This is a genomic window from Pseudomonas sp. Root569 (assembly GCF_001427465.1).
In the GTDB taxonomy this organism is placed as follows: Bacteria; Pseudomonadota; Gammaproteobacteria; order Pseudomonadales; family Pseudomonadaceae; genus Aquipseudomonas; species Aquipseudomonas synxantha.
In genome coordinates this window covers 209615-235781 of sequence record NZ_LMGQ01000028.1, presented here as the reverse complement: position 1 = coordinate 235781, position 26167 = coordinate 209615, and the positions used below count along the sequence as shown (strand labels likewise).

General features: G+C 60.4%; 33 protein-coding genes. 26 read left to right on the top strand and 7 right to left on the bottom strand.

Annotation, left to right across the window (positions count from 1 at the left end; translation table 11 throughout):
• The 7 genes from ASD70_RS26070 to ASD70_RS26040 all read left to right on the top strand — a co-directional run bounded on the left by ASD70_RS26070 (position 1) and on the right by ASD70_RS26040 (position 4663).
• Complete coding sequence (locus tag ASD70_RS26070) at positions 1 to 582, top strand: fimbrial protein (RefSeq protein ID WP_056847823.1); 582 nt, start codon at positions 1 to 3, stop codon at positions 580 to 582.
• A 10-nt stretch (positions 583 to 592) separates the two neighbouring features.
• Complete coding sequence (locus ASD70_RS26065; protein WP_046068223.1) at positions 593 to 1084, top strand: fimbrial protein; 492 nt, start codon at positions 593 to 595, stop codon at positions 1082 to 1084.
• A gap of 29 nt (positions 1085 to 1113) precedes the next feature.
• The gene (locus ASD70_RS26060) at positions 1114 to 1593 is read left to right on the top strand and encodes a fimbrial protein (protein ID WP_056847899.1); all 480 of its coding nucleotides are present in this window, start codon (positions 1114 to 1116) and stop codon (positions 1591 to 1593) included.
• Between the two features lie 13 nt (positions 1594 to 1606).
• Positions 1607 to 2149: a fimbrial protein gene (locus ASD70_RS26055; RefSeq protein ID WP_046068224.1), complete on the top strand. Its 543-nt coding sequence runs from the start codon at positions 1607 to 1609 to the stop codon at positions 2147 to 2149.
• A gap of 113 nt (positions 2150 to 2262) precedes the next feature.
• Complete coding sequence (locus ASD70_RS26050; RefSeq protein WP_056847822.1) at positions 2263 to 3231, top strand: fimbrial protein; 969 nt, start codon at positions 2263 to 2265, stop codon at positions 3229 to 3231.
• A gap of 50 nt (positions 3232 to 3281) precedes the next feature.
• A complete protein-coding gene (locus ASD70_RS26045; protein ID WP_056847821.1) occupies positions 3282 to 4238 on the top strand; it encodes a fimbrial protein in 957 nt (318 codons plus the stop codon).
• 143 nt (positions 4239 to 4381) lie between these two features.
• On the top strand, positions 4382 to 4663 hold the full coding sequence (locus ASD70_RS26040; protein WP_005788201.1) for a hypothetical protein: 282 nt from the start codon (positions 4382 to 4384) through the stop codon (positions 4661 to 4663).
• Between the two features lie 9 nt (positions 4664 to 4672).
• On the opposite strand, the gene ASD70_RS26035 is transcribed toward ASD70_RS26040, so the two are convergent.
• Together ASD70_RS26035 and ASD70_RS26030 are read right to left on the bottom strand one after the other, a co-directional pair.
• A complete protein-coding gene (locus ASD70_RS26035) occupies positions 4673 to 4903 on the bottom strand; it encodes a hypothetical protein (RefSeq protein ID WP_043051522.1) in 231 nt (76 codons plus the stop codon).
• 164 nt (positions 4904 to 5067) lie between these two features.
• Positions 5068 to 5418 (bottom strand): hypothetical protein, encoded by a 351-nt coding sequence (locus ASD70_RS26030; protein ID WP_046068227.1) that lies wholly within the window; start codon positions 5416 to 5418, stop codon positions 5068 to 5070.
• 212 nt (positions 5419 to 5630) lie between these two features.
• Here ASD70_RS26030 and ASD70_RS26025 point away from each other — a divergent pair, with 212 nt between their 5' ends.
• From ASD70_RS26025 to ASD70_RS25980, 11 genes are all read left to right on the top strand, one after another.
• Positions 5631 to 5933, top strand: a complete 303-nt coding sequence (locus ASD70_RS26025) for a DUF1883 domain-containing protein (RefSeq protein WP_003173824.1) — start codon at positions 5631 to 5633, stop codon at positions 5931 to 5933.
• 26 nt (positions 5934 to 5959) lie between these two features.
• The gene (locus ASD70_RS29185; protein WP_164486648.1) at positions 5960 to 6127 is read left to right on the top strand and encodes a hypothetical protein; all 168 of its coding nucleotides are present in this window, start codon (positions 5960 to 5962) and stop codon (positions 6125 to 6127) included.
• A gap of 3 nt (positions 6128 to 6130) precedes the next feature.
• The gene (gene alkB, locus ASD70_RS26020) at positions 6131 to 6796 is read left to right on the top strand and encodes a DNA oxidative demethylase AlkB (RefSeq protein ID WP_056847820.1); all 666 of its coding nucleotides are present in this window, start codon (positions 6131 to 6133) and stop codon (positions 6794 to 6796) included.
• Between the two features lie 75 nt (positions 6797 to 6871).
• Positions 6872 to 7918, top strand: a complete 1047-nt coding sequence (gene ada / locus ASD70_RS26015) for a bifunctional DNA-binding transcriptional regulator/O6-methylguanine-DNA methyltransferase Ada (protein WP_056847819.1) — start codon at positions 6872 to 6874, stop codon at positions 7916 to 7918.
• 111 nt (positions 7919 to 8029) lie between these two features.
• The gene (locus tag ASD70_RS26010; protein ID WP_056847818.1) at positions 8030 to 9094 is read left to right on the top strand and encodes an NAD(P)H-dependent flavin oxidoreductase; all 1065 of its coding nucleotides are present in this window, start codon (positions 8030 to 8032) and stop codon (positions 9092 to 9094) included.
• 268 nt (positions 9095 to 9362) lie between these two features.
• A complete protein-coding gene (gene modA / locus ASD70_RS26005) occupies positions 9363 to 10115 on the top strand; it encodes a molybdate ABC transporter substrate-binding protein (RefSeq protein ID WP_056847817.1) in 753 nt (250 codons plus the stop codon).
• On the top strand, positions 10116 to 10796 hold the full coding sequence (modB, locus tag ASD70_RS26000; RefSeq protein ID WP_056847816.1) for a molybdate ABC transporter permease subunit: 681 nt from the start codon (positions 10116 to 10118) through the stop codon (positions 10794 to 10796).
• A gap of 5 nt (positions 10797 to 10801) precedes the next feature.
• The gene (modC, locus tag ASD70_RS25995; RefSeq protein ID WP_056847815.1) at positions 10802 to 11881 is read left to right on the top strand and encodes a molybdenum ABC transporter ATP-binding protein; all 1080 of its coding nucleotides are present in this window, start codon (positions 10802 to 10804) and stop codon (positions 11879 to 11881) included.
• Positions 11882 to 11955: 74 nt separating this feature from the next.
• On the top strand, positions 11956 to 13005 hold the full coding sequence (locus ASD70_RS25990) for a DNA topoisomerase IB (protein WP_056847814.1): 1050 nt from the start codon (positions 11956 to 11958) through the stop codon (positions 13003 to 13005).
• Positions 13006 to 13129: 124 nt separating this feature from the next.
• Entirely contained in the window at positions 13130 to 14764 is a 1635-nt protein-coding gene (locus tag ASD70_RS25985) for an ABC-F family ATP-binding cassette domain-containing protein (protein ID WP_056847813.1), read from the top strand.
• A gap of 69 nt (positions 14765 to 14833) precedes the next feature.
• Complete coding sequence (locus tag ASD70_RS25980; RefSeq protein WP_056847812.1) at positions 14834 to 15538, top strand: YoaK family protein; 705 nt, start codon at positions 14834 to 14836, stop codon at positions 15536 to 15538.
• Positions 15539 to 15686: 148 nt separating this feature from the next.
• Here ASD70_RS25980 and ASD70_RS25975 read toward each other — a convergent pair whose 3' ends face one another.
• The 4 genes from ASD70_RS25975 to ASD70_RS25960 form a co-directional block, all read right to left on the bottom strand.
• A complete protein-coding gene (locus ASD70_RS25975; protein ID WP_056847811.1) occupies positions 15687 to 16040 on the bottom strand; it encodes a hypothetical protein in 354 nt (117 codons plus the stop codon).
• Positions 16041 to 16212: 172 nt separating this feature from the next.
• Positions 16213 to 16524, bottom strand: a complete 312-nt coding sequence (locus ASD70_RS25970; RefSeq protein WP_046068238.1) for an AzlD domain-containing protein — start codon at positions 16522 to 16524, stop codon at positions 16213 to 16215.
• Entirely contained in the window at positions 16521 to 17216 is a 696-nt protein-coding gene (locus tag ASD70_RS25965) for an AzlC family ABC transporter permease (protein ID WP_046068239.1), read from the bottom strand. The genes ASD70_RS25970 and ASD70_RS25965 overlap by 4 nt, the downstream gene beginning before the upstream one ends.
• 71 nt (positions 17217 to 17287) lie before the next feature.
• On the bottom strand, positions 17288 to 17503 hold the full coding sequence (locus ASD70_RS25960; protein WP_046068240.1) for a hypothetical protein: 216 nt from the start codon (positions 17501 to 17503) through the stop codon (positions 17288 to 17290).
• 175 nt (positions 17504 to 17678) lie between these two features.
• Here ASD70_RS25960 and ASD70_RS25955 point away from each other — a divergent pair, with 175 nt between their 5' ends.
• The 8 genes from ASD70_RS25955 (at position 17679) to ASD70_RS25920 (ending at position 25417) form a co-directional block, all read left to right on the top strand.
• Positions 17679 to 18035 (top strand): metalloregulator ArsR/SmtB family transcription factor, encoded by a 357-nt coding sequence (locus tag ASD70_RS25955; protein ID WP_046068241.1) that lies wholly within the window; start codon positions 17679 to 17681, stop codon positions 18033 to 18035.
• 19 nt (positions 18036 to 18054) lie between these two features.
• Positions 18055 to 19338: an arsenic transporter gene (locus tag ASD70_RS25950; protein WP_046068242.1), complete on the top strand. Its 1284-nt coding sequence runs from the start codon at positions 18055 to 18057 to the stop codon at positions 19336 to 19338.
• An 11-nt stretch (positions 19339 to 19349) separates the two neighbouring features.
• Positions 19350 to 19832 (top strand): arsenate reductase ArsC, encoded by a 483-nt coding sequence (locus ASD70_RS25945; protein WP_056847810.1) that lies wholly within the window; start codon positions 19350 to 19352, stop codon positions 19830 to 19832.
• A gap of 159 nt (positions 19833 to 19991) precedes the next feature.
• Complete coding sequence (locus ASD70_RS25940) at positions 19992 to 20603, top strand: LysE family transporter (RefSeq protein WP_056847809.1); 612 nt, start codon at positions 19992 to 19994, stop codon at positions 20601 to 20603.
• Positions 20604 to 20921: 318 nt separating this feature from the next.
• On the top strand, positions 20922 to 21215 hold the full coding sequence (locus ASD70_RS25935; RefSeq protein ID WP_046068245.1) for a hypothetical protein: 294 nt from the start codon (positions 20922 to 20924) through the stop codon (positions 21213 to 21215).
• Positions 21216 to 21450: 235 nt separating this feature from the next.
• Entirely contained in the window at positions 21451 to 24165 is a 2715-nt protein-coding gene (mgtA, locus tag ASD70_RS25930) for a magnesium-translocating P-type ATPase (protein WP_056847808.1), read from the top strand.
• A 64-nt stretch (positions 24166 to 24229) separates the two neighbouring features.
• Positions 24230 to 24577 carry a DUF2493 domain-containing protein gene (locus ASD70_RS25925; RefSeq protein WP_046068247.1) on the top strand — a complete coding sequence of 116 codons (348 nt, stop codon included), beginning with the start codon at positions 24230 to 24232 and terminating at the stop codon, positions 24575 to 24577.
• Positions 24578 to 24595: 18 nt separating this feature from the next.
• The gene (locus ASD70_RS25920) at positions 24596 to 25417 is read left to right on the top strand and encodes a hypothetical protein (protein WP_056847807.1); all 822 of its coding nucleotides are present in this window, start codon (positions 24596 to 24598) and stop codon (positions 25415 to 25417) included.
• On the opposite strand, the gene ASD70_RS25915 is transcribed toward ASD70_RS25920, so the two are convergent.
• On the bottom strand, positions 25414 to 26109 hold the full coding sequence (locus ASD70_RS25915) for a tellurite resistance TerB family protein (protein ID WP_056847898.1): 696 nt from the start codon (positions 26107 to 26109) through the stop codon (positions 25414 to 25416). The two genes, ASD70_RS25920 and ASD70_RS25915, sit on opposite strands and share 4 nt — an antisense overlap.
• Positions 26110 to 26167: the final 58 nt, after the last annotated feature.

The following is a 26167-nucleotide window of genomic DNA, read 5'->3' as shown; positions in this document are numbered from 1 at the left end:
ATGAAATCGCATTATGTGAAGGTCTTGGGCGGCCTGCTACTGGCCGTTGTCGGCAGCGCACAGGCCCAGGACGAAGACGATATAGAAGGCATGAGCGGACGGCTGAATATTTCCGGGTCCATGCATGAAACCCCATGCAGCCTGGAGATGACCTCGCTGCATCAGACCATTGACCTAGGCGATGTTTCTACCAGCCAGTTGCGCCGGCCCGGTGACCAGGCAAGGGCGGTGCCTTTCCAACTGCGCTTTACCGATTGCAACCGCATCGCCGGCAGCATCCGTAGCGAGCGCACGGGGAACCTGACCTGGAGTGCCTTTCAACCGGTGCTGTCGGTGGCGTTCCTGGCACCGGCCGATGCTGATGATCCACGCCTGGTCAAGATGCAAGGCATCACCGGGATGGGCCTGCAGTTGACCGATGTGCTTGGGCGGGATGTCAACCTGGGCCAACGGGGCGAACCTTTGTTCCTGCCCCTGGGCGGCAACACACAGACCTGGAAGGTTCGGCCCACGCGCACCTCCGCGCCGTTGACCAGCGGGGCATTCCGAGCCGTGGTGGATTTCAGGCTCAATTATGAGTAAGGGCAGAATAATGGCTAAGTCAAACGGCCCATGGGCCGTGTTTATGGGCGGCCTGCTGTGGGCCGCCAGCCAGGCGGTGCAGGCCGAGACCAGCCTGACCATCCGCGCAGTGATCATTGCACCGCCGCCGTGTGTCATCAACAGCGGCAGTACGCTCAACGTGCCGTTTGGCGATGACCTGCTGACCTCACGGATCGACGGGGTCAACTACCGCCGCGGTGTGCCCTACACCGTCACCTGTGATGCGCCGTACAGCAATGCACTGACACTGGAGCTCAAGGGCACCGGCGCCGCGTTCGACAATCGGGTGCTGGTGACGCGCAAGCCCGATCTCGGGGTGAAGCTGTTCGTCAATGGCGCTGACTGGCCTTTGAACACAGCAGTGAACTTTACCTACCCCAACTTCCCGGTGGTGCAGGCCGTGCCGGTCAAACGTCCAGGCAGCAAATTGACCGGTGGCGCCTTCGATGCGACCGCCACCCTGGTGGTGGATTACCAATGAAGCCGATCAACCATGAAGAGAAACGCACCATGACTTTTTGGCCGCAGAGAACGTTGCTCGCCCTGTGTGCCATCGGCCTGTGCAATGTCGCCTCGGCCAACCTGACGTTCAGCGGCACATTGAACGAGCCGCCGCCCTGCACCATCGATGCCGGTAACACCATTGAAGTGGATTTTGGCGATGTCGGGGTAAAACGTGTCGACGGTGTGAAATACCGCCAGGGCCTGAGCTACACCATCAGCTGTGGCACCGACACCCTGCCCTGGGCGCTGAAGTTGAGCGTCAACGGCACCGCGACAACGTTCGACGGCGCAGCCGTGCAGACCAGTGTGCCGGCGCTGGGCATCCGGGTGTTCCAAAACAACCTGCCGTTTGCCCTCAATACACCGCTTGAAATCAGCCTGTCGTCGCCGCCGGTATTGGAAGTGGTGCCGGTCAAGCAACCCGGTGCAAACCTGGCCCCCGCCCGGTTTACCGCGGTGGCCACGCTGTTGGCCGAATACCAGTAGGAGTTGGAAAACCATGGGACATACACCTACTCACAAGGGTTGGACCTTCGCCGCGCTGGTACTTGGTGTGGGCCTGATGGCCGAAGGCAAGGCCGCGGACAACCTCAGTTTCAAGGGCAACCTGGTTGAAGAAGCTTGCACCATTCGTCCCGGTGACGAGGCCATCACCCTGGAACTCTGGGACCTGACCAGCAAGTACCTGTACCTCAACACGCGATCATTGGGCAAGGCCTTCAAGCTTCACTTGGTGGACTGCGACACCACGGTGGGCAACACCGTCACGATCACTTTCGGTGGCAGGGAGAACCCGGCACTGCCCGGGCTGCTCGCCCTTGATGGCGGCAGCGGCGCCACCGGCATCGGCGTGGGCATCGAGACACTGGCTAACAAGCCTCTGCCCCTTAATACGGTGAGCGACAGACAGGCGTTGAGCGATGGCAACAATGTGATCGAACTCAAGGCCTATGTGCAGGGAGAGCCGCGGGCCATCCAGGACCAGACCATCGGGCATGGCGCCTACACGGTAACGTCCACGTTCACGCTGGACTATCCGTAGTCATTCCCAGGCTGAGAACAGCCTGGGAAACCTTCGAATCTCTTCCGGGCGGCGCAACACGGGGTTGGATGCCTGTGGCCGCTGTTCGGATAGAAGAGCAACGAGAGATAACCATGAAACGACTCTACGGCGCTATTTTGCTTCTCGTCCTGCTGAGTGCTGCCACCACCGTGCGAGCAGCTGATTGCCGCGTGAATGGCGGAAGATGGCAATACGTAGGCGACGGTGGGATTCTGAACCTGGAAGTCCCCGTTACTGTCCGCGTAGGTTCGGACAGTACCCGCCTGATCCTTGAAGGGGCATGGTTGGAGTGCCGATTTACGCCCTCGCCTGCCCACCCTACGCGCATTGACTATTGGGGAACATCCGCGCAAGCCGGCCCCCCTTGGGTACCCGGTCCGAAATTTTCCCTGCAAGGTACCGGCTTGCGCATAAACGGCACGTTTTACAACACGCCTGTGCCGTTTAACATCCGAATCGCGACCATGCCTAATAACGGCGCGGGGTATTTGATCAATGTAGCCCCCTATATCTTGCTGCGAAACGACCCTAGCAACCCTATCGATGTTCGAATAGGCGATATCCTGGGCGCGTTGAACCTCCACCAGACCAACAATTACAGTTCGGGAAGTACGAGGCTCGTACTGACGTACACCGCCGCAAACAACTTCGACATCTCCCCCTCAACCTGCACCATCAACAATAACAACCCCATCGAAATCAACTTCGGCGACGTACAGCAGCGGGCGATCGGCAGCGATCCCCTGACAAGTGCCATCCGCACCAACCGCAGGCTTACCTACGCTTGCCCGGATGGCGGCATCACCACCCCTATAACCATTACCTACAAAGGCATCCCGTCGTCGTTCGACAACCGGTTGCTGACCATGACCAATCCGGACGTGGGGACCGCCTTGGTCCGTGCGGGGGCCGCGGTTCAAGTCAACGGTTCATTCCGTACCCAGATTACCAACAGCGTGGGCGGCGACGATGTGACGTTCGCTCTGGTTCGCCGCGCGGGATCACTCCCCACGGCAGGGGCAATAAGCGGCAGCGGCGTGCTGGTGATGGGTGTGCCATGAAACAGGCAAAAGAAGTGGGAATACCGATAGTGGAGCAACGAGAGAACACAATGAAACGATTGCATGGAGCCGCTGGGCTTCTCATCTTCATGGGTACGATATCGAACGCGCTGGCCGTCGATTGCCGGGTCAATGGTGGCAACTGGCAGACGGGTAATCCCAACTTGCGCGTTCCGGTTATGGTGACCTTAAGCTCGGACCGTCAGAGGATCATGATGGAGGGTGCCAGGTTGGAATGCATGTATTCCCCTGGCCAGGGCCCTGCCTGGGGGGAGGATTACTGGGCAACGGGGAACGCCTCAGGGACACCCTGGACCCCCGGCCCTCTTTTCGGTAACGAAAGGGCCGGTTTGCGTATCAACGGATCGTTTCTGAACAATCCGGTGCCGTCGGGTATCCGCGTGGCGACAATGCCCAATAACCGTGTCGTTTACCCCATCAATATCACCCCGTACATTCTGATGCGCAACAGTCCGTCCAACCCGATCAACGTCGTCGCCAATGACCTACTCGGTATGTTGCGCATCAGCAGCTCGAACAACTGGGACAACACCCGACCGCAAGTGACCGTTACCTATATCGCTGCCAACAATTTCACCGTGTCGCCGTCGACCTGCACGATCAACAATAACAACCCGATCGAGATCAACTTCGGCGACGTCCCTCAGCGCGCCTTGGGCAGCGATCCCCTGACCACCCCCATTCGCGTCAACCGCAGGCTCAACTACTCGTGCCCGGATGGCGGAATCGACTCGCCCATCACCATTACCTACAAAGGCATACAGTCGTCGTTCGACAATCGACTGCTGATGATGACCAATCCGAACCTGGGTACAGCCATGGTGCGTGGGGGGGCCGCGGTGCGGGTGAACGGTTCATTCCTGACCCGGATCACCAACAGCGTAGGCGGCGATGACGTGACGTTTTCACTGGTTCGGCGTGCGGGTTCCCTACCCGCCACCGGGGCCACAAGCGGCAGTGGAGTACTGGTGATGGGGGTGCCATGACGCACCGGTGGGGCTGAGGAAAAAAGGGGCGCGGGCGAAGATCTTGTATCAGGGACTGTGCACTTGGTGGCAGTTCGCTATAATCCGCGCCAACGCCCCACGACAGTGTCAGCGCCCTCCACTTCTCTTAACGATGACCCACTATGAACAAGATCCTGGCACTGACTGCGGTACTGGCGCTGGCCGGTTGCACCACCACATCCGACACCCTGCTGAAAAATGGCGAACAAGGCCTGACCATCGACTGTTCGGGCGAGGCCAACTCTTGGGCCAGTTGCTACGAGAAAGCCGACGCGTCCTGCGCGGGCACCGGCTACCGTATCGTCGGCACCAATGGCACGCCTGCCCTCAAGGAGAGTGACAAGACCCTGGGTCAGGATGTGGGCAATTTCAAGGGCCGTAGCGTCGTGGTGGTCTGCAAATAAGCCGGCGTGCTACAGATGCACTTCGGCGAACTTGATCCCCAGGCCACGCAGTATTTCGATCAGGTCATCCAGGCGCGGGAATGACTCGACTTCATCCTGGTCGTCCACCAGGAAGTAGCTGCGACCGCCGCTTTTCTTGAAGAATACAATCCACTCGCCCAGGTCGGCGGGGTTCTGGATGACATGGGTCGCCGCAATCTGACCTTCAGCATGGCGGGCTTTGACGAGTTCGCGTTTCATAACAGGCTTTCCAGAAAAAACAAATGCCGCTCAAACCCAAGGTCTGAGCGGCATCTTTATAGTGAATGCCCAACAGTTTAACGGATGCCCTGCCCCAAATGCATGTCGCCACTGACGGGTGATGCTTTTTTTATCGGCTCCGGTGCGCAGGATAGGCCTGGGGCTCAGCCAGAAATGCAGTCTTCCCCGGCTTTCTTCACGTCGCCGGGGCGAATCGGTACATTGGACATGCTTTCATAGAGCTTGATGCTGCTCCCACTGGAGCGGTCTTCGATTACGAAGATCGCCGAAGGATCCGCCGAGAATTTCTGCGGCACAATCACCTGGATCCCGTCTTTATGGGGCTCGATCTGCGGTGGCCGGCGGGTCGCCTCCAATTTACGCACTACACAGGCCGCATATTCCTGCGGCTTCTTGCCTGAGATGACCACCAATGTTGGCGGGGTCTGCTTGATATCTGCAACCGAAGCACACCCACCTATTGCCAAGGCCAGCACCAACACACTCCACTTCATACAAAAACCTCCGATAAAGACCCTACGACAGCGGGGATGGTAAATTTCTCCCACCAACGTAGGATTTATCTCTGATTACAGGGTAAATAACTGTTTTAAATTGTCGAAGTCGTCGACGACGGCCCGATAATAAACGCGCTGGGGCTGATAAACTCCATCTTAACCTACGTATCGTTCTGATTTTTCAGAAAAAGCCCTTCTGGAGACACCCCATGAAATTCATCCACCAGCGTGAGCACCTCAACGAGGGAGACATTGTCGTCATCGAATGCTCGCAGACCTGCAACATTCGCCTGATGAGCGACGCGAACTTCCGCAGCTTCAAAAATGGTGGTCGCCATACCTATCACGGTGGCGCATTCGATAAGTTCCCAGCCAAGATCACCGCGCCCAGCACTGGGTTCTGGAACATCACCCTCGATGTGGTGACCCGTCGCGCCATCAGCGTGACCCGCAAGCCGGCGCTGTCCCACAAGATTCGCATCGTTCGTCGCACCAGCACCAAGTTGAGCTGATCCGAACACCTGAAAGGAAGAAAGCTGTGACCCCTACGACCAAATACGTCATCAAGTACAAACTCAACGGCGAGCGCCGCTTTGAATTTGCCCAATTGCAAACCGACAGCGTCGAAGAAGCCAAGCAAGCCCTGGCGAAAATTCATGATGCCAGTGACGAAATCACCGACATCAATGTGAGCAAGGCGCTGTAAGACATGTCGGGGCCGACTGCCGATTTATTCGCCGATGGCGCCCTGCAACAACCCCCAGGGCGCGAGCAGATTGGCGAAGAGTCCTACGTACTCAGGGGCTACGCCCTGCCCTGGATTGACCGGTTGCTGCCCGAGCTGCGGCGTATCCTGGCCCAATCTCCGTTTCGGCAGATGGTCACACCCGGTGGTTTCACCATGTCGGCGGCGCTGAGCAGTTGCGGCGACCTGGGCTGGACCACCGACACCCGCGGCTATCGCTACAGCCCCCTCGACCCGCGCAACCAACAGCCATGGCCCGCCATGCCAAACGCGTTGCGGCAGCTGGCGGTGTCGGCGGCAGCCGAGGCCGGTTTCAGCGGCTTTTTACCTGACGCCTGCCTGATCAATCGCTACGTGCCTGGAGCAAAGATGTCACTGCATCAGGACAAAAATGAGCGTTGCTACAGCGCCCCCGTAGTCTCGGTATCCCTGGGCCTGCCGGCTATTTTCCTGTTTGGCGGCCATCAGCGCAGTGACAAAACGCAGAAGGTCTCGCTGTTCCATGGCGATGTGGTGGTCTGGGGCGGCGTTGATCGCCTGCGCTTTCATGGGGTGATGCCAATCAAGGAAGGCGAGCATCCCGTCATGGGCCCGCAACGCATCAACCTGACCTTTCGCACTGCCGGCTGATTTGACCGCAAGCTTCGGAGTGTCATGGGCAACCGACACGGTTAATCTGCTGGTGAACCGTCAAGAGTGCAGGCCATGAACAACGAACACGATCCGCGCTGGGCCGCCATCATTGCCCGCGATGCCAAGGCCGACGCCCTGTTTGTCTACGGCGTGAAAACCACCGGCGTATATTGCCGGCCCAGCAGCGCTTCGCGTTTACCTCGCCCGGAAAATATCGAATTCTTCGACACCCCGGCGCAGGCCGAAGCCGCGGGTTATCGTGCGAGCAAACGTGCCGCGGGCGATCAAACTCAACTGGCCGCCCATCATGCGCGGTTAGTCGCCAATGCCTGCCGGCAGATCGAACAGGCAGAAACGGCCCCGAGCCTGGAAGCACTCGCACACCAGGCCGGATTGTGCCCGTTTCACTTTCATCGTGTGTTCAAAGCCAGCACCGGCCTGACCCCCAAGGGCTACGCCCGGGCCCTGCGTTCGCGCAAGGTTCGCGACGGCCTCAAGGGCCAGCACTCGGTGACCGATACGCTGTATGACGCAGGTTTCAACTCCAACAGCCGCTTCTACGAAGCCGCCGATCAATTGCTCGGCATGAAGCCCCGCGATTACAAAAGCGGCGGTGCCAATAACACCATTCGCTTTGCCGTGGGCCAATGCTCGCTGGGGGCGATTCTTGTGGCCCAGAGCCAACGTGGCGTGTGCGCGATTTTGCTCGGGGACGATCCGGACAAACTGGTGCGCGACCTGCAAGACCAGTTTCCCAAGGCCGAACTGGTCGGCGCGGATCGAGGCTTCGAACAGCTGATCGCCCAAGTCGTGGGGTTTGTCGAAGCCCCTGCCCTGGGCCTGGATCTGCCCCTGGACCTGCGCGGCACGGCCTTTCAGGAGCGCGTGTGGCAGGCTTTGCGCGAGATTCCGGTGGGCAGCACCGCCAGCTATGCGCAGATAGCCGAGCGTATCGGCGCGCCCAAATCCTTTCGCGCCGTGGCCCAGGCCTGTGGTGCCAACCACCTGGCGGTGGCGATTCCCTGTCACCGCGTGGTGCGCAGCGATGGCCAATTGTCGGGCTACCGCTGGGGCGTGGAGCGCAAGCGCCAATTGCTGGAGCGCGAGACACCGAGCTGAACCCCGGCCCCATAAAACGCTGCATTCGTCCAGTGAATAAAACAGACTGGCCGACTGCCAGGTGCGCTGTTAAAACAGCGAAACGCCCTACTAAAGCTGGAGACGCATCCCATGAGCACCTGGCCAGATAACCGTATTCTCGACTTGCTCGGCATTGACGTACCGATCATCCAGGCACCAATGGCCGGGGCAACGACCACTGCCATGGTGATTGCCGCCCAGCAAGCCGGCGCACTGGGCTCCATGCCCGCCGCCGCGCTGAGTATCGAGCAATTGCGCGAAGCCCTGACCATTATCCGCCAAGCCAGTACGCGCCCGCTGAACCTGAATTTCTTTTGCCACCAGCCGCCTGACGCCGATGACGCGCGTGACCGCCGCTGGAAGGATTTGCTGCAACCCTACTACCTTGAACTGGGCGCTGATTTTGACGCGCCGACGCCGGCGTCCAATCGCGCACCATTCAACGAGGCCGCTTGCCAAGTGGTTGAGGCGTTTCGCCCTGAGGTTGTGAGTTTTCACTTCGGCCTGCCGGAGAAATCCTTGCTGGAGCGGGTAAAAGCCACCGGGGCGAAAGTGCTGTCATCGGCGACCACCGTCGAGGAAGCTCTTTGGCTGCAAGAAAAAGGCTGCGACGCGATCATCGCCATGGGCATTGAAGCCGGTGGGCACCGTGGCCTGTTTCTCAGTGACGACCTCAACAGCCAGATCGGCTTGATGGCCCTGGTGCCGCAGATTGTCGACGCGGTCAGGGTGCCGGTGATTGCTGCAGGCGGCATCGGCGATGCGCGGGGCATTGTCGCCGCCATGGCTCTGGGCGCCTCGGCGGTACAAATTGGCACGGTGTATCTGTTCACGCCCGAGGCCAGCGTCACGGCTTCCCACCACCACGCGCTACGCCATGCACAGGCCAGTGAGACCGCGCTGACCAACCTGTTCACCGGCCGCCCGGCGCGGGGCATCGTCAACCGCGTGATGCGTGAACTCGGCGCAATCAACCCGGCCGCACCGGCGTTCCCAAAAGCCGGCGGTGCATTGATGCCGCTCAAGGCCAAGGATGAAGCTGGTTTCAGCAACCTGTGGGCGGGCCAGGCCCTGAGGCTTGGCAAAAATTGCTCCACCTATGACCTGACCCGCGAGCTGGCCGAGCAGGCACTGGCCAGGCTCACGCGTAACTGAGTCAGGCATAAATATGTGGGAGGGGCGGTGCGACGATTCGACTTGCTCCCGATGGCGGAGGGTCAATCGCTGATGTATTTCACTGGCACTCCCTCATCGGGAGCAAGCCCCCTCCCACATTTTCACCGAGTTACCCCCAAGTGGTGTAGGTAACGATGCTTGAACGGCAACTTGGCACTGTACCAGCAATGGTCGACCGCTATATATTCCCATACATAGCGTTTAAACCTTCTACCCGACCACGCCGTCCATCCCAAGGAGTTGCTCCATGATCACCCGCGTCTCACGCCTGGCCCCCCTGCTTGCCGTATTTGCCTTGGGTTCGGCCCACGCTGATGAAGTGCAGGTGGCGGTGGCTGCCAACTTCACGGCACCGATCCATGCCATTGCCGCCGATTTCGAAAAAGACACCGGCCACAAACTGGTCGCCGCCTATGGCGCCACCGGGCAGTTCTACACCCAGATCAAGAACGGCGCGCCGTTCGAAGTGTTCCTCAGCGCCGATGACACCACCGCGCAAAAGCTCGAAGCCGAAGGCGATACCGTCAAGGGCTCGCGCTTTACGTACGCTGTCGGCACCCTGGCGCTGTGGTCGGCAAAGGAAGGCTACGTGGATGGCAAGGGTGACGTGCTGAAAAAAAACCAATTCCAGCATCTGTCCATCGCCAACCCCAAAGCCGCGCCCTACGGCCTGGCCGCCACCCAGGTGCTGGCCAGGCAAGGCTTGACCGAACAGGTCAAGGACAAGCTCGTCGAGGGCCAGAATATCACCCAGGCCTATCAGTTCGTGTCCACCGGCAATGCCGAGCTGGGCTTTGTTGCCTTGTCGCAGATCTATAAGGACGGCAAAGTCACCCGCGGTTCAGCGTGGCTTGTTCCGGCATCGATGCATGACCCGATCAAACAGGACGCCGTGATCCTCAACAAGGGCAAGGACAGCGCCGCCGCCAAGGCCCTGGTTGACTACCTGAAAGGGCCGAAAGCAGCGGCTGTGATCAAATCCTACGGTTACGAGCTGTAAATGCCCCTCTCGAGTGCTGATTTTTCCGCGATCTGGTTGACCATCAAGCTGGCATCACTGACCACCGTGATCCTGTTGATCATCGGCACTCCGATTGCGCTGTGGCTGTCGCGCACCACCTCGTGGTGGCGTGGCCCCATCGGTGCAGTGGTCGCATTACCGCTGGTGCTGCCGCCCACGGTCATCGGGTTCTACTTGTTGCTGAGCATGGGGCCCAACGGCTATTTCGGCCAGTTCACCCAGTGGCTGGGCCTGGGCACCCTCACGTTCAGCTTCGCCGGGCTGGTAATCGGCTCGGTGATCTATTCCATGCCCTTCGTGGTGCAGCCGTTGCAGAACGCCTTCTCCGCCATCGGCACCCGCCCGTTGGAGGTGGCTGCGACCTTGCGCGCCAATCCGTGGGACACGTTTTTCACAGTGATCCTGCCCCTGGCGCGCCCGGGGTTTATCACCGCATCGATCCTCGGCTTTGCCCATACCGTCGGCGAGTTCGGCGTGGTGCTGATGATCGGCGGCAATATCCCGGACAAGACCCGGGTGGTTTCGGTGCAGATCTACGATCACGTTGAAGCCATGGAATATGCCCAGGCTCATTGGCTGGCCGGTGCCATGGTGGTGTTCGCGTTCCTCGTGTTGCTGGCGCTGTACTCCAGCCGCAAAACCAAGATGGGCTGGAGCTGATCGCGATGATTGATATACGCCTGCGCTTGAAATACTCAGCCTTTGCCCTGGACGTCGACCTGCAATTGCCCGGCCGCGGCGTGACCGCGCTATACGGGCATTCCGGTTCCGGCAAGACCACCTGCCTGCGCTGCGTCGCCGGTTTGGAGCGCGCCGAAGAGGCTTTTGTGCAGATCAACGATGAGGTCTGGCAAGACAGCCACAAAGGGCTGTTTGTGCCTGCGCATAAACGCGCCTTGGGTTATGTCTTCCAGGAAGCCAGCTTGTTTCCCCACCTATCGGTACGGGCCAATCTGGCGTTCGGCCTCAAGCGCATTCCACGCCAGCAACGGCGCGTGGACATGGCCCAGGCCACCGAGCTGCTGGGCATCGGCCACCTACTTGAGCGTCAGCCGCAACACCTGTCCGGCGGCGAGCGCCAACGCATCGGCATCGCCCGCGCCTTGCTGACCAGCCCCAGGTTGCTGTTGATGGATGAGCCGCTGGCGGCCCTGGACAGCAAACGTAAAAGCGAGATTTTGCCTTACCTCGAACGCCTTCACGACGAGCTGGATATACCGGTGCTGTACGTCAGCCACGCCCAGGATGAGGTCGCGCGACTGGCCGACCATATCGTCTTGCTCAGCGAAGGCCAAGCCTTGGCCAGCGGCCCCATCGGCGAAACCCTGGCACGGCTCGACCTGCCCCTGGCCCTGGGTGACGATGCCGGCGTGGTGATTGCCGGCCACGTGATTGCCTACGACGCCCACTATCAGTTACTCACCCTGCAACTCCCCAACTGCCCACTGCAGATCCGCGTGGCCCATGCACCACTGGCGGTGGGCCAACAGCTGCGGGTCAAGGTGCAGGCACGGGATGTGAGCTTGAGCCTGCAGGCGGAGGAACACAGCAGCATCCTCAATCGGCTCCCCGTCACCGTCACCCAGGACATTGGCGCGGATAACAGCGCCCATGTACTGGTGCGCCTGGATGCAGGCGGCACGCCGTTGCTGGCCCGCATCACGCGCTTCTCCCGCGACCAACTGCGCCTGCATCCGGGCCAGGCATTGTGGGCGCAAATCAAGGCGGTGGCAGTGCTGGCGTAACCAATTGGCACGACCGAAAGATGCTGCGGTCAATCAGACATACCGGCCTGATTTGTTGTCAAGGAACCCGCACCATGCCTGATTCTTCGTTGCCCGCCGACCTGCCCCGCGACCTGCATTACGTTGACGACACCCAGCCTGGCATTCGCCGCAAAAAGGTGAGGGGCAAGTTCCAGTACCTGGACGCCAAAGGCGAGCGCATCACCGATGCCGATGAAATCAAACGCCTGAACGCCCTGGCCGTGCCGCCCGCCTACACCGATGTGTGGATCTGCGCCGACCCTCGCGGCCACCTGCAGGCCACCGGCCGCGATGCCCGTGGCCGCAAGCAATACCGCTACCACCCACGCTGGCGCGAAGTGCGTGACAGCGACAAGTACTCGCGCTTGCAGGCCTTCGGCAACGCCTTGCCGAAATTGCGCAAACAGCTGGAAGCACAGATCGCCGAGCCGGGGTTTACCCGCGAAAAGGTCCTGGCGACGGTGGTGATGTTGCTCGATGCCACGCTGATTCGCGTCGGCAATATACAGTACGCCCGCGAGAATAAATCCTACGGTCTGACTACCCTGCGCAACCGCCATGTGGATATCAAGGGCAACGAGATCCAGTTTCAGTTTCGTGGCAAGAGCGGTGTCGAGCACCAGGTCAGCGTCAAGGACCGGCGCCTGGCCAGTGTGGTCAAGCGCTGTATGGAATTGCCCGGGCAGAACCTGTTCCAGTACCTGGACGAAGACGGTGAACGCCATACCGTCAGTTCCCACGACGTCAACGCCTACCTGCATGAACTGACCGGCGAAGACTTTACCGCCAAGGACTATCGCACCTGGGCCGGCACGGCCATGGCGTTGGCGGTATTACGCGAGTTGGCGTGGCAGCCGGAGTCCGACGCCAAACGGCATGTGGTGGCGATGGTCAAGGACGTTGCCAGGCAGTTGGGCAACACGCCTGCGGTGTGCCGCAAATGTTACATCCACCCTGCGGTGCTTGAGCATTTCAGCCTCGGTGAATTGTCGAAGCTGCCTAAGCCCCGGGTGCGCAAGGGCCTGAAAGCCGAGGAAGTGGCCCTGGCGATGTTCCTTGAGAAACTGGCCGAGGACTTGCCGCACAAAGCCAAGGTGGGTTAGCCTCTGCGTCCCTTCTGATTAACGGGATGACCGCCGACGTGAACAACTAAGCCTTCCAAAATGTATCTGCGACGAGCCGCCTGGCGCGCTTGTCGGCCTGTTCGACATTTTTTTGGAGGTGCTGATGACTGACGTCAACCGGCTGCCCGTGCTTGTTTCCCTGCAACATGTGTCTTTCCAGTTCGCCAATGGCGAAAACTTGCTGGAGGACCTGAACCTGTCCATTGATCACACGCCCACCGGTATCGTCGGGCGCAATGGGCGTGGCAAAAGTATCCTGGCGAAGTTGCTGGCCGGGGTACTGCTGCCCTCCTCCGGCACCTTGAAAAAACCGTCCAGTGTCGTCTATGTGCCCCAGGCGCTGACGGTTCAAGCAGGTGCAACGGTCGCCCATATCACCGCCACTGAGCCTGCCTTGGCGGCCCTTGAACGTATGGCCCGAGGTGAGGCCCGTGTCGGTGACCTGGAACTGATCGACGATCGCTGGGACCTGGCCGAGCGCTTGCGCCTGGCACTGGATGCGGCGGGTTTGCCAACCCTCAGCGCCGGCACCCGGGCTGATCAACTCAGCGGCGGCCAGTTGGCTCGGGTCGCCCTGATCGGTGCGCTACTGGCAGCGCCGCAGCTGCTGATTCTGGACGAACCCAGCAACCACCTCGACAGCGCCGGGCGCGCTTGGCTGCGACGGGTGCTGGGTGATTGGCACGGCGGCCTGGTGGTGGTCAGCCATGACCGAAAGTTACTCAACGCCATGGGGCGCATCATCGAATTGTCACCCCTTGGTGTCCAGGTTTACGGCGGCAACTACGATGCCTATCGCCAGCAACGGGAGACGCAGCAGCAGGCCGCCATCGCGGCGTGGGAACATGCGCGCCAGACACGTAGCCGTGAGCGCCGACGCCTGCAAAAAGACCATGACAGCCTGCAGCGCAACGCCGCACGCTCGCGTAAAAACGCCGAGACCGCCAACGTCGACCGTTTCACCAAGGCGCGCTGGAAAGGCGCCGCCACGGAGATTGTCAGCACTGTGCGCAGCGCTCATCACGCGCACAAAAACCAGCTGGATGAACAGGTGCGTCAAGCCTACGAGCGCGTGGTGGACGAAGCGCCCACCCTGCTTGCCTTGCCAGGCTCGACGGTGCCCAACGGCCGGCAAGTGCTGACGCTGGAAGGTGCGCAGTTGCCCTGGCTCGATCCGCTGGCGCCCTCCAGCTATTTGACCATTAACCTGGCAGGGCCCGTGCGCGTTGCCGTGCGCGGGCCTAACGGTTGCGGTAAATCCACCCTGCTAAAATTACTCGCCGGCCAATGGCAGGTCGTGAGTGGCGAGTGCCAGGTGGCGGTGTCCAGCGCTTATCTCGATCAGCACCTGGCGCTGCTGGATGATCGGCGTTGCATCATCGAACAACTCAACCTGCTCGACACCCCGCTGGCTGAAGCTGAGCTGCGTACGCGCCTGGCGCTGCTGCAACTGGATGCGTTGCGGGTCACCCAACCGGTGGCGCAACTCAGCGGCGGCGAACGCCTGAAAGCCGCAATGGCGATTGCCTTGTGGCGTGCTACCCCCGCACAACTGCTGCTATTGGATGAACCCACCAATCACCTGGACCTGGAATCGGTGCTCGCCTTTGAACAGGCCTTGAAAGGTTTTAGCGGCGCGATGCTGGCGGTGTCCCATGACGAGGCCTTTCTACAGGCGATTGAGCCGACTCATCATTTGACGTGGCACAGCGCCGGCTGGCAACTGGAGCATGCCTGAGGTCATTGCACCCGCACGCAAAGCGTCCTACGGTAGTGGCCGGATAATCTCACCGAGGAAACCGGCCCCATGCTGCCTTCGTCCCGCAAGCCTTACACCAACGTTACGCTAGCCCATCGACAGCGCTGGCGTGGGCGGGTGGGCATGATGCTGGTGGCTTGCCTGTCGGTACTGGCCGGCATGACCGATGCCATTGGCTTTATGGCCAGCGGCGATTTTGTCTCGTTCATGAGCGGTAACACCACGCGGTTGGCGGTGGCCATCAGCGCTGGCGACCTCGGGCTCACCGGGCGCCTGGTGCTGTTGATCGCGACCTTTGTGCTCGGTAATGCCTTGGGCGTAATGGTCAGCCGTTTCAGCAAGCGCCACGCGTTGCCGCTCTTGCTGTGCATCGGCACCTTGCTCTGCGGTGCGGCGCTGTGGCCATCGACAGAGACCCTGCCGGCCCTGCTGGCAGCGATTATCGCCATGGGCATGCTCAACGCGGCCGTTGAGGAAGTGAATGGCTTACCGGTGGGGCTAACCTATGTCACCGGCGCACTTTCACGTTTTGGCCGCGGCCTGGGACGCTGGTTATTGGGGGAACGCCGCAATGGCTGGCGCGTGCAGTTGATTCCATGGGCCGGGATGTTTATCGGTGCGGTGATCGGCGCGCTGCTGGAACAGCAGATGGGCCTGCGTGCGCTGTGGGTCAGCGGTGCATTGGCAGGGCTATTGGGGCTGGTGACACTGATGATTCCGCGGCGCTGGCACCTGGGTTTCATGCCGCGTTGAGGCGGGACAAAGAGGTGCTCGCCCGACGTTCAGGCCTCGACATCCGTGTACCGGTAAAGAGCCATAACGTCGAGCGAGCGAGTGAATCATAAGACAATGCCAGGCGGCTGTCCCGCCGGGCGTTTCGGAATATGACTAGGGCAACGTATTACAGACAAGTAGCGAGCGCAGCCAGTCGACGTTTGGCTGGCATGTTGTCTTCGGCTGCATAGTACTTGACGCTAGAACCCGCACCGGTGCTCTGTACATCGACAAAGTAGTCGCCACCTGTGGTGTAGACCGTGAAACCACCGGCCTCGGTGGCCTCCTTGAAACCGCCGGCGTCGACGCCAAACACACTTTCATCCTGCCAGCCGAACTGGATGCATTGGGCAACCACCAGGGTGGCCTTGTCCGATGCCAGGGTCTTGTAGGGGCTGCCGGCGCGCGCCTCTTTCATCTTCGAGCCCGCGCAACCGGCCAGTGCGGCCAGTACCAATGCGCCAATTACCAGCTTGTGCATGCCATTGCTTCCTTGGAAAAACCGTGACTCTACCATTGTGCCGGTGCCAACTGACGCGCCCATGAACTTTGTTTCACTGTGAAGGGCAACCTCGCCGCCTATAGTGGCCAAGCTCATTTTCAAGAAGCCTCCCTTGTGCCCGCCCTCCCGCGGGCGTTTTTTTGCCTGAGTATCAGAGCCACCAACGAAACAGATAGAACAACGCCATGCTCGACAACACGGTGATCAATACGCTGCGCGTCCAGAACATCAACGCCACGGCGCAGACGGCGGCCAGCAAGTAGGGGTTGGTCGGGCTCAGGTTGAGCTGATGGTCCGCCAGGAAAATAATCGGCCCGCAGATTGCTGTGAGCATGCCCGGCACGGCGAACCCCAGGAACTCACGGGCGCCGCGATTGAGCCGCACGGGCAGGCGCGGTTCGAGAAACACATAGCGATTGAAAAACACCACCAGGCCCATGGCCACAATCATCAAGTAGATCATCGTTGCCCCACTCCCAGGCGCTTGCAGGCAAACCCTGCGCTCATCCCCAATACCCCCGAGACCACCACCGCAGATTCCCAGTGCAGATAACTCAGCCACACCGAACACAGCAGCGAAACCGCCACGCACACCACCGTGGGCACATCGCGCACCACGGGGGTAATCAAGGCGATGAAGGTGGCGGCAATCGAGAACTCCAGCCCCAACTGGTCCAGGCCGGGAATGCTCTTGCCCAGCACAATGCCGGCCAGGGTGAAGAGGTTCCAGATGATATAAAACGTCAGGCCGACGCCCAGGGCGTACCAGCGATTGAAGGTCTCACGGTCGTAGTGGTTGACCAGGGCGAAGAACTCATCGGTCAACAAGAACCCCAGGCTCATGCGCCAGCGGGTGTTGAGCGCCGACAACGTGGGGCGCATATGCATGCCGTAGAGCAGGTGCTGGGAGGTCAGCAGCAAGGTGGTCAACACGATAGAAATCAGGCTGGCGCCGCTCTTGACCATGCCGATGGCGACCAACTGCGCCGCACCGGCAAACACGATGGCAGACAAGCCCTGGGCTTGCAGCGGGGTAAATTGCGCGTCGATGGCCATTGAGCCGGCGAGCAACCCCCAGGGCGCGCAGGCCAGGGACAAGGGAATAACGGCGATGGCGCCGCGGGTGAAGGCGTAATGAGGTAATGCAGTGGGCATGGAAACGGCTCATCGACAGACAGTCGACAAGCATGCCAGCGCAATCAGGGGCTTGTCTTGAATGATCTTGCTCAGGCGAGCTTCACCGAAACCAGTTCCACCGAATCCCGTGCTTCACGCAATTCGTAAGCATCCTGGTTGAGTCGGTGGATGGTGTTGAGCAAGCGTTGGCGCAGGACTTCATCGCCGAGTTTTTCCACGGCGCGCATCAGGTCGAACGCCGCGGTTTCGTTATTTTCCGCGACGGAATCCAGGGTCTTACGCAGGTTGCGAGTGGCACGGGTCACGCGGGTTCTTCCTTCATCGGCAATGGGCAGGCACTTTAGGACCTTTGTGTTTCATTTTAATTTCAAACAGTTGTGGCTGTTTCCCGGTCATTTGATCCATATCAAATGAAACAAGGTTTGACCGGAACATATGGAAATACGTATATTCGAATAACCATATGTATAGGCATTGGTCATGTCCGATTTCCTCTCTCCTCCCACCCTATTCAAATGCCTGGCGGACGCCACTCGCGCACGCCTGGCGTTATTGATCCTGCGCGAAGGCGAACTTTGTGTGTGCGAACTGATCCATGCCTTGGACGATAGCCAGCCCAAGATCTCCCGTCATCTGGCGCAACTGCGCAGTTGCGGGCTGCTGCTGGACCGCCGTCAAGGGCAATGGATCTACTACCGCATCAATCCGGCACTGCCCGCCTGGGTGACTCAGGTGCTGGACACCACCTTGCAAGCCAACCAGCCATGGTTGCAGAACGACGCACTGCGTCTGGATGCAATGGGCAACAGACCACAACGGGCAAGCACCTGCTGCTAAGCCATCGGAGCCTTTATTCATGCTTGTCGCAATTGCGATTTTCCTCGTCACCATCGTGCTGGTCATCTGGCAGCCCAAAGGCCTCGGCGTGGGCTGGAGCGCCACCCTGGGGGCGATCCTGGCCCTGGCCTTTGGGGTAATCAGCCTGGCGGACATCCCGGTGGTGTGGCACATCATTTGGAACGCCACCGGTACCTTTGTCGCGTTGATCATCATCAGCCTATTGCTCGACGAAGCCGGGTTCTTTGCCTGGGCCGCCCTGCATGTGGCGCGTTGGGGCCGTGGCCGCGGGCGGCGCTTGTTTGCCTATATGGTGCTGCTCGGTGCGCTGGTGTCGGCGCTGTTTGCCAATGACGGCGCGGCGCTGATCCTCACCCCCATCGTAATGTCGATGTTGCTGGCCTTGCGTTTTTCTCCGGCGGCAACCCTGGCATTTGTCATGGGCGCCGGGTTCATCGCCGATACGGCGAGCCTGCCGCTGGTGGTGTCGAATTTGGTCAACATCGTCTCGGCGGACTATTTCAAGATCGGCTTCAACGAATATGCCGCGGTGATGGTGCCGGTGAACCTGGTCAGCGTCGCTGCCACCCTGGCAGTGCTGCTGTGGTTTTTCCGCCGCGATATTCCAGAGGTCTACGACCCGGCCGACCTTGCAGACCCTGCCAGTGCCATCCATGACCAAGCGACCTTTCGCGCCGGCTGGTGGGTACTGGGCATTCTGCTGGTCGGCTGTTTTGCCCTGGAGCCGCTGGGCATTCCCATCAGTGCGATTTCCGCGGTATGCGCGGTACTGCTGCTGGTGATTGCCGCCAAGGGTCACAAGATTTCCACGCGCAAGGTCCTCAAGGAAGCGCCCTGGCAGATCGTGATCTTTTCCCTGGGCATGTACCTGGTGGTGTATGGCCTGCGCAATGCCGGCCTGACCGACTACCTGGCGACCTGGCTCGACACCTTCGCCACCTACGGTGTGTGGGGCGCCGCCATGGGCACCGGCGTGCTGACGGCACTGCTCTCATCGGCGATGAATAACCTGCCGACGGTGCTGATCGGCGCGCTGTCCATTGAATCCAGCCATGCCGTGGGCGTGGTCAAGGACGCGATGATCTACGCCAACGTGATCGGCAGCGACCTGGGCCCGAAAATCACCCCCATCGGCAGCCTGGCGACCTTGCTGTGGCTGCACATCCTGGCGCGCAAAGGCATCACCATCACTTGGGGCTACTACTTCAAGGTCGGCATCGTGCTGACCTTGCCGGTGCTGCTGATTACCCTCGCCGCCCTCGCCCTGCGCCTGAGCGTCTGAAGGAGCCTGCAATGAAAGTGCTGTTCATGTGTACCGCCAACAGTTGCCGCAGCATTTTGTCCGAAGCCATGTTCAATCACATGGCGCCTGAAGGTTTCGAGGCCATCAGCTCCGGCAGTTTTCCCAAGGGCCAGGTTTTGCCCCGCAGCCTGAGCACGTTGCAGGCGGCGGGCATCAGCACCGAAGGTTTGTACAGCAAGGGCAATGACGCCTTTGAAGGCAGCCCGCCGGATGTGGTCATCACGGTGTGCGATAAAGCAGCCGGTGAAGCGTGCCCGGTGTATTTCGGCCCGGCGCTGAAGGCGCATTGGGGCTTGGCAGACCCTTCCGAGGTGCAGGGTGATGAGGCGCAAGTAGACGCTGCATTCAAGGCCACCCTCGACATTATCGCCGCACGCTGCGAGGCGTTTTTTGCGCTGCCCTTTGCAAATTTATCGCCGGATGAATTGAAGGATGAGCTCGACCGCATTGCCTCAACGCCGCAGCTTGTGTAGGAGCGAGCTTGCTCGCGAAAAATTCACAGGCACCGCGTTCATCCAGCAAACACGCGTTATCGTTGACGTTTTTCGCGAGCAAGCTCGCTCCTACAGAGGACGTGGTATCCCCCTCCCGGACTGACGTATGCTTTCGCACTTTCTCGAAAGGAACTGAGCATGCTGTCGATCTTTGTCTACGCGCTGGTATTCGGTTTTGTGTTTTGCCTGTCTCCCGGCGCCGTGCTGGCTGAGACCCTGCGTCGCGGCTTGCTGCATGGTTTCACACCGGCGCTGATGGTGCAGTTTGGTTCCCTCGTAGGCGATGCCGTCTGGGCGGTGATCGGCCTCACCGGTATCGCACTGCTGATTCAGCATGATGCGGTGCGAGTGCCACTGACGATCGTCTGTGCGCTGTACCTGGCCTGGCTGGGCATCCGCAGCCTGATTGATGCCTGGCAGTTACCCGCAACCGACAACGTCCCTGCCAGTTCAGGCAAAAATGCGTTGGCCGTAGGCGCGGCGATCTCCCTGGCCAACCCGAAGAATATTGTCTACTGGGGCGCCCTGGGGAGCGCCCTGTCGGGCATCGTCGGCGCAACCCCCAGCCACGGGCAGACCCTGATGTTTTTTGCCGGATTCATGCTGGCGTCGGTGCTCTCGTGTTTTCTCACCGCCGCGTTGGTGAATCTGCTGCGCAAGAATGCATCACCGACCTGGCAACGCGTGAGTTATGCGGCGTGCGGTTTAATATTGATCTATCTGGCGATACTCGCCGCGCAAGGTATATAAAGTTATCCGGCCAGTAACTTTCACATGCCTCTTGTCTGAACAAACTCTGAACGCGGGCTGATTTAATTAATCATGCGTTGACATTCTGTAACGCTCTGAGTAGATTGCCCGTGCCCGCAACAGGGGCCTTTTTTAAACCTCACAAAAGAAGCCAATGGACACAGTATCTAGTCGCTGTCCGAGCACCGCATCCGCGGGCATCGGGCGCCAAACCCAGAATATGACAGGACTCGCCTTCCAGGTCCGGTAAGCTGCGCTAGAGCTCGATGCTCCACCGTAACTGCCTCACCGGTCGCGTGTCCGGTCCCGAGGTGTGTTATGACCTTCCAACTCATTGCTTTGCCCGATGTAAGCACCCTGGCTGCTGCCCTGCGCGCCAAGCTGCGCCGCGAGCCCGTGGGCTTTTCACCTACCCGCTCAACCTTTGCGGCACCCTCCCCTCAAGCCCGCCCGGCACCGCCGTTGGCGCACTGGCGTATCTGCCCTGACAGCGGCCAACTGGTGCAGCACTGGGACCACGCCGACCCTCAAGACCCGCAGAGACCCAAGGTTTCCAGCCTGGCGCAAGCCAGCTTGATGCTCGGTCTTTATGTGAGCGCTCGCGCCGCCTGATCTGGCTGGAAACTGCAACTTTCTTATTAATACCCTGGAGTTCTTTATGAACAAGTCCAGTAGTAGCCCGCTGCGCGCATATTAACTAACGTGCTGTTAGCGGGCACTCTAGAAGCTATCTGAACACATTATTTAAACCGATCGCGAAGTCCGCGGCTCGGCATGCTTTCGCTCGCCTCTATGCAGGTAAGTACCGGGTATGTTTTGTCGAGAATTGGCGACAGGAGTACAGACAATGAGCGCCGTAAAAAACACGCCTCTGCACAAGAAAAATGGCACCGCTACCGACACCAAACTGTCGATGCGCGCCGCCCGTGAAGCCCAGAACGGCCTGGCAGCTACCCTCGCCAACGTACGTGCCACCCAGGACGGCCTGACCGAACTAGACGCCTCGGCGCGTCTGCAACGCGAAGGCTACAACGAAGTCGCCCACGACAAGCCGCCACACGCCATCGTCCAGTTCCTGCAGGCGCTGAACAACCCTTTCATCTACGTACTGCTCACCCTGGGCGGCATCAGCTTTGTCACCGACTGCTGGCTGCCGATGCAGGCAGGCGAAGAGGCCGACCCGACCAAGGTCATCATTATCATGACCATGGTGCTGCTCAGCAGCCTGCTGCGCTTCTGGCAGGAGCACCGTTCGGCCAAATCCGCCGAGGCGCTCAAAGCCATGGTGCGCACCACGGCCACCGTGCTACGCCGCGAGCAGGTCGGCGCCCAGCCTACCTTGCGCGAAGTGCCAATGCGCGAACTGGTGGCCGGCGATATCGTGCAGCTGTCGGCCGGTGACATGATTCCCGCCGACATCCGCCTGATCGAATCCCGCGATTTGTTTATCAGCCAGGCCGTACTGACCGGTGAAGCCTTGCCGGTGGAGAAGTACGACACCCTCGGCGATGTCACGCAAAAATCCGCCTCCAGCCTGGCCGCCGATCAAGGCAACCTACTCGATCTGCCCAACATCTGCTTCATGGGCACCAACGTGGTCAGCGGCCGCGCCAAGGCCGTGGTGGTCGCCACCGGGCCGCGCACTTACTTCGGCTCCCTGGCCAAGGCGATTGTCGGCTCGCGGGTGCAAACCGCCTTCGACCGTGGTGTGAACAGCGTCAGTTGGTTGCTGATCCGCTTCATGCTGGTGATGGTGCCCATCGTGTTCTTCCTCAACGGTTTCTCCAAAGGCGACTGGGGCGATGCCTTTCTGTTTGCCTTGGCAGTCGCCGTCGGCCTCACCCCGGAAATGCTGCCGATGATTGTCAGCGCCAACCTGGCCAAGGGCGCCACGGCCATGGCTAAACGCAAAGTGGTGGTCAAGCGCCTCAATGCGATCCAGAACTTCGGCTCGATGGACGTGCTGTGCACCGACAAGACCGGCACCCTGACCCAGGACAAGATCATCCTCGAGCATCACGTCAACGCCTTCGGCCAGCGCGATGATGCAGTGTTGTCCCTGGCGTGGCTGAACAGCTTTCACCAGAGCGGCATGAAGAACCTGATGGACCAGGCCGTGGTGCAGTTTGCGCAACAGAACCCCAAGTTTCAGGTGCCATTTGCCTACAGCAAGGTCGATGAATTGCCGTTCGACTTTGTACGCCGTCGCCTGTCCATCGTGGTCAAGGACGCTGCCGGTGATCATCTATTGGTGTGCAAGGGCGCCGTGGAAGAGATGCTGAGCATTTCCACCCACACCCTGGAAGACGGCGCCGCCGTGCCCCTGGATGATCGCCGCCGTCAGGAGCTGCTCGCACTGGCTAATGACTACAACGAAGACGGTTTTCGCGTGCTGGTGGTGGCGACTCGTAATGTTCCCAAGGCATTGGCACGCCAGCAGTACACCACCACCGATGAACGCAACCTGGTGATCCAGGGCTTCCTGACCTTCCTGGATCCACCGAAGGAAACCGCAGGCCCGGCGATTGCCGCACTGCAACAAATTGGCGTGGCAGTCAAGGTGTTGACCGGCGACAACGCCGTGGTCACCAGCAAGATCTGCCGTCAGGTCGGCCTGGAACCAGGCCAGCCGCTGCTGGGTGTGGAAATCGAAGCGATGGACGACGCCACCCTGCTGCGCCGCGTGGAAGAACGCACGGTGTTCGCCAAGCTCACGCCGCTGCAAAAGTCGCGGGTACTCAAGGCGCTGCAAGCCAACGGCCACACCGTCGGCTTCCTCGGCGACGGTATCAACGATGCGCCGGCGCTGCGGGATGCCGACGTGGGTATCTCGGTGGACAGCGGTACGGATATCGCCAAGGAATCAGCCGACATCATCCTGCTGGAAAAGAGCCTGATGGTGCTGGAAGAAGGCGTACTCAAGGGCCGCGAGACCTTCGGCAATATCATGAAGTACCTGAACATGACGGCCAGCTCCAACTTCGGCAATGTGTTCTCGGTGCTGGTAGCCAGTGCGTTCATTCCGTTCATGCCGATGCTGGCGATCCACCTGCTGCTGCAAAACCTGATGTACGACATCTCCCAGCTGGCTCTGCCGTGGGACAAGATGGACAAGGAATACCTGGCCAAGCCGCGCAAGTGGGATGCGAAAAACATCGGCCGCTTCATGATCTGGATCGGACCTACCTCCTCGATCTTCGACATCACCACCTTCGCGCTGATGTGGTACGTGTTCGCGGCCAACAGTGTGGAAATGCAGACCCTGTTCCAGTCCGGCTGGTTTATCGAGGGGCTGCTCTCGCAAACCCTGGTGGTGCATATGCTGCGCACCCGCAAGATCCCGTTCTTCCAGAGCACGGCTGCCTGGCCGGTGCTGATGATGACCTGCATCGTCATCGCCCTGGGTATCTATGTGCCGTTCTCGCCACTGGGCACCCTGGTAGGCCTGCAACCGCTGCCAATGGCGTATTTCCCATGGCTGGTGGGCACCCTGCTGGCGTACTGCTGCGTGGCCCAACTGATGAAGACGATCTACATCCGCCGCTTCAAGCAGTGGTACTGATCACCCCGCCGTTCAAACGGTGGCGGTCGCCCGGCCGTCACCGTGCAATACAAGGATGCTCCCTATGCGCGTCTTGATCTGTGCAGGTCGTCATTACGCCGACACCAAGAAGTCCCGCCATGTGCTGGACGCTTACCACCGCCTGCGCCCGGTGCAGGTATTGATTCACGGCGGCAACCAGTTCCTCGGCAGCGAGATCGAGGAATGGGCGCGGGACATCGGCATCGACGTGGTGCGTTACCCACCCAATTGGCAACGCCACGGCAAACAGGCGGAACGCCAGCGCAACCACTTCATGCTGGCCGACAGCCGCCCCGACGTGATCATCGCCCTGCCCGGTGGCGACGACACCTTGGAGCTGGTGTCCCAGGCCAAAGCCCGCGGCATTTCGGTGCTGACTGTAGAAAGCTGAATTCAAACGAGGTGCATCATGCACAAACCACACACCCCAAAGCGGCAGGACGGCTTTGCCAAATACCGTGCGCGCCACTATCGCGGTGCCCGCCACACCTTGCTGTTGTTGCCACCGGCCAAGCGCCGTGCATTGCAGCGTAACCTGATTTTTATCGGCGTGAGCCTGGGCGCGGTGTTGCTCATCGCTCTGTTTTCCAAGGCCCATGCCGCCGGCGGTGCTTATGTCGTCGATGACGGCGCCGTCAATGCCCCGGGAGAATGCAATGTCGATGCCTGGTACAGCGCCAATCGACACGCGGGCAGCACCCATAACACCACTCTGTCGCCGGCGTGTACGTTCAGCGCCATGCCCACCGTGCAATGGGGCGCCGTGTTGTCTCGCGCTACCACCGCAGGCAAAGGCGAGACGCAGATCAGCCCGCAGGTAAAGGCGCAGGTGTTGTCACGGGAAGACGTGGGGCTTGAGCTGGCGATTGCCGCCGGGGCGCATATGGCCCTGGATCGCCAGCACGGGTTTGACGGGGCCGATTTGAATGTCCCGTTGACCTGGCAGCCTCTGGCGCCATTGCGCCTGAACCTGAACGTTGGCTGGAGCCACGCCTATAACGACGGTGATCAACAGCATCGCCTGACCTGGGGCACGGGGTTCGAATATCAGTTGGCGGAGGGACTGACCCTGATCGCCGAACGCTACGGCCAGGAAGGCGGTGAGCAAGCGTGGCAGGCCGGGCCGCGATTCCACATCCTCAAACTGTTCGATGTGGACGTGGTGGTCGGGCGCAGCCTGATTGGGGAACGCGCCCAGTGGCTGACCACTGGGGCGACGCTGAGGTTCTAGGCTTTTGCCTGCTGTTCCAGGTGCAGCTGCAACTGCGGATCGATTTGCAGCTGCCCGGCCAGATCGTCGAGGTAATTGCGCTCGGCGTCCTGCTGATCATTGACCAGCATCACGCTGGCCAGGTAAATCTCCGCGGCGAGCGCCGGGTCATGGGCATACTCGGCAAAATCCGAGGCATTCAGGGGCTTGGCGACTTCAGCGTCGAGCCACTGCTGCAACTGGGGGTCGTCGGTATGGCGGCCGATCTCGGCAGAGATCATCTGCTGCTCTTGCGCATCGATAGCCCCATCGGCCTTGGCCGCCGCGATCAGCGCACGTAATACGCCATGGCTATGGGCTTCGGCTTGCGCCCCTTCAAGCTGGTCAACGGTCTGGATAGCCTGCTGTGGGGCTGTGGCCTGCTGGCGTTGCCAGGCTTGATAGGCCTGGAAAGCCGCCATCCCCAGGGACGCCAGTGCCGCGTAATTCATCCCGCCGCTTTTACGCGCCTGAGTGCCGCCGCCGGCCGGTGCACCGCCCAACAAGCCACCCAGGCCACCCAGCAAACCACCCAAGCCACCGCCAGCTGCAGCACCACCGGCACTGGTGCCCTTCAATAAACCACCGAGCAATCCGCCCAGGCCGCCGCCCGAAGCGCCGCCGCCTTGCTGCCCTGCACGCAACAGTTGTTCCAACAGATCGCTGGTATTCATGGTGTCGCCCTCCCCGGGCGCGAAAGTGGCGTTAATCAAACATAGTCCGCCTGCGATG